This window comes from Streptomyces anatolicus, assembly GCF_019400875.1.
Taxonomy (GTDB): domain Bacteria; phylum Actinomycetota; class Actinomycetes; order Streptomycetales; family Streptomycetaceae; genus Streptomyces; species Streptomyces anatolicus.
Map to the genome: position 1 here is coordinate 1 of NZ_WMBF01000706.1, position 2,403 is coordinate 2,403.

The following is a 2,403-nucleotide window of genomic DNA, read 5'->3' on the forward strand; positions in this document are numbered from 1 at the left end:
CCCCCGCCCTGGTCGGCCTGTTCACCGTGGTCGCCATGACCGTCGCCGCCTGGTCCTGGGCCCCCCGGCCCGAAACCGCGGGGCACACCCGGGTGGCCGTCGTGCAGCCCGGTGTCATCAACGGGATCGCGGGCGCCGAGAAGCGCCTCGCCCGCCAGGAGACGCTGACCCGATCGCTCGCGGGGCGCGACCTGGACCTGGTCGTCTGGGGCGAGAGCAGCGTCGGCTTCGATCTGGCCGAGCGCCCCGACGTGGCCCGCCGCATCGCCGCGCTCTCCCGCGAGGTCGGCGCGCACATCCTGGTGAACGTGGACGCCCGCCGCTCCGACCTGCCCGGCATATACAAGAGTTCCGTGCTCGTGGGCCCGGACGGCCCGACCGGCGACCGCTACGACAAGATGCGTCTGGTGCCCTTCGGGGAGTACATACCGGCGCGTTCCCTGCTCGGCTGGGCCACGTCCGTCGGCAAGGCAGCGGGCGAGGACCGCAGGCGCGGCGACCGCCAGGTGGTGATGGACACGGGGCACGGCCCGCGGATCGGGCCGCTGGTCTGCTTCGAGTCGGCGTTCCCCGACATGAGCCGTCGACTCACCCGCGACGGCGCGCAGTTGCTGCTCGCCCAGTCCGCCACGTCGTCGTTCCAGAGCAGCTGGGCCCCCGAGCAGCACGCCTCGCTCGCCGCGGTCCGCGCCGCCGAGACGGGCCGCCCGATGGTGCACGCCACCCTCACCGGCGTCTCCGCGGTGTACGCCCCCGACGGCTCACGCGTCGGCGCCGGGCTCGGCACCTCGGCGAGCGCGGCGGGGGTGTACGACGTGCCGCTGGGCGAGGGGACGACGGCGTACGTCAGGTGGGGCGACTGGCCCCTGTACGGCGCGCTCCTGGTACTCGCGGCGCTCTGCGCGTCCGAAGGCACCCGGACCCTGAGGCGCCTCAGGCACCTCAGGCGCCCCGACCGCCCCGGGCACCTCAGCCGCCCTGCGTCCGAGCGGCGAGGACCACGCGCTCGCACAGCTCATGGGTCGCCAGTGCGTCCCGGGCGCTGAGCACCTTGCCCGCGCGCACGGCGTCGAGGAAGGCGAGGACGACCTGTTCGATGCCGCGCTGGCGGGCCACCGGGACCCAGTCGCCGCGCCGCCGCACGCTGGGCTGGCCCTTGTGGTCGATGACCTCGGCGAGGTTGAGCACCTGCCGCTTGGTGTCCTGCCCGGAGACCTCCAGGATCTCCTCCGTCGAACCGCTCAGCCGGTTCATCACACCGAGCGCGGTGAAGCCGTCACCGGCAAGTTGCAGCACGACGTGCTCCATCAGTCCGTCGACGACCCGGGCTCGTACACCGACGTGGTCGATCGGCCCCGGCGCCAGGAAACGCAACGTGTCCACGACGTGGATGAAGTCGTCGAGCACCAGCGTGCGCGGGTCCTCCGGCAGCCCGACGCGGTTCTTCTGCATCAGGATCAGCTCGCGCGGGTGGTCGGCGCACTGCGCGTAGGCGGGTGCGTAGCGGCGGTTGAAGCCGACGGCGAGGCTGACGCCGCGGTCCTCGGCGAGGCGCACGAGACGCTCGGAGTCGGCGAGTTCGTACGCGAGGGGCTTGTCGACGTACGTCGGTACGCCCGCCTCGATGAGCCGGGTGACGATCTCCGGGTGCACGGCGGTCGGCGCGTGCACGAACGCGGCGTCCAGGCCCTGCGCGAGCAGCGAGTCCAGGTCGGTGTGGCAGTGCGCGTCCGGGATGTGGTGGACGCCCGCGACCCGGGCGAGCGTGGCGGGCGTGCGCGTCTGGAGGTGCGGCTCGACGCCGGGCAGGGTGGTGAGGACCGGCAGGTACGCCTTTTGCGCAATGTCCCCGAGTCCGATGCAGCCGATCTTCACCACTGTCTCCCTACCGCCTACCGCTGGCCTACCGCTGTGCTGGCTCGCGACCCGGCCGCCCGCGCGGTGCGCGGGGGTGCTCGGGTCGCCGTTCCCGCAGCATACGGGGCCTGCGGCGGGCTCCAGTCGGCGATGGAGGCGAAGCCGCGCAGGATGAGGCGCGGGCCGAGTCGCGAGGCCGTCGCGACCAGGGTGTCGCGTACGGCGATGAGCGGGGCGCCCGTCAGGTGCGTGACGCGGGGGGGCGCGGGGGCCCGGCGGCGATGTCCGTGGTGCGGGGGACGCGTTCCGCGCTGTAACCGGCGGGGCCCGCCGCGAGGTCGCCGCCGGGTGCGGCGTGGTGGGCGAGCACGACGCCGCCCTCGACGGCCTGGTAGCCGCCCTGGCCGAGGCTCGGCGTCATGGCGTCACGGCGTCACGGCGTCATGGCGTCATGGCGTCGCCGACGAAGGCGCCGCGCTCACCCGTGCGGGGCATATCCCTCTTGTCCGGCCCCCAAAGGCCCCTGGACCCGGGAGAGTTGTCCGA

The 2,403-nt window shown here is 73.9% G+C and carries 3 protein-coding genes; 1 reads left to right on the forward strand and 2 read right to left on the reverse strand.

Annotated elements, in window-relative coordinates; genetic code table 11:
* Window positions 1-1,046, forward strand: a 1,046-nt coding sequence (lnt, locus tag GKQ77_RS31610; RefSeq protein ID WP_219692547.1) for an apolipoprotein N-acyltransferase, incomplete at its 5' end; no start/stop codon positions are given.
* On the opposite strand, the gene GKQ77_RS31615 is transcribed toward lnt, so the two are convergent.
* Both GKQ77_RS31615 and GKQ77_RS31620 read right to left on the reverse strand, forming a co-directional pair.
* Complete coding sequence (locus tag GKQ77_RS31615; RefSeq protein WP_219692548.1) at window positions 970-1,875, reverse strand: Gfo/Idh/MocA family protein; 906 nt, start codon at window positions 1,873-1,875, stop codon at window positions 970-972. The genes lnt and GKQ77_RS31615 overlap by 77 nt on opposite strands.
* A 223-nt stretch (window positions 1,876-2,098) precedes the next feature.
* Window positions 2,099-2,278, reverse strand: a complete 180-nt coding sequence (locus tag GKQ77_RS31620) for a hypothetical protein (protein WP_219692549.1) — start codon at window positions 2,276-2,278, stop codon at window positions 2,099-2,101.
* Window positions 2,279-2,403: the final 125 nt, after the last annotated feature.

What these genes read in the sequence shown, in the direction of transcription:
- GKQ77_RS31620 (WP_219692549.1), bottom strand. Translation starts at nt 2,278, where the DNA reads ATGACGCCGAGCCTCGGCCAGGGCGGCTACCAGGCCGTCGAGGGCGGC.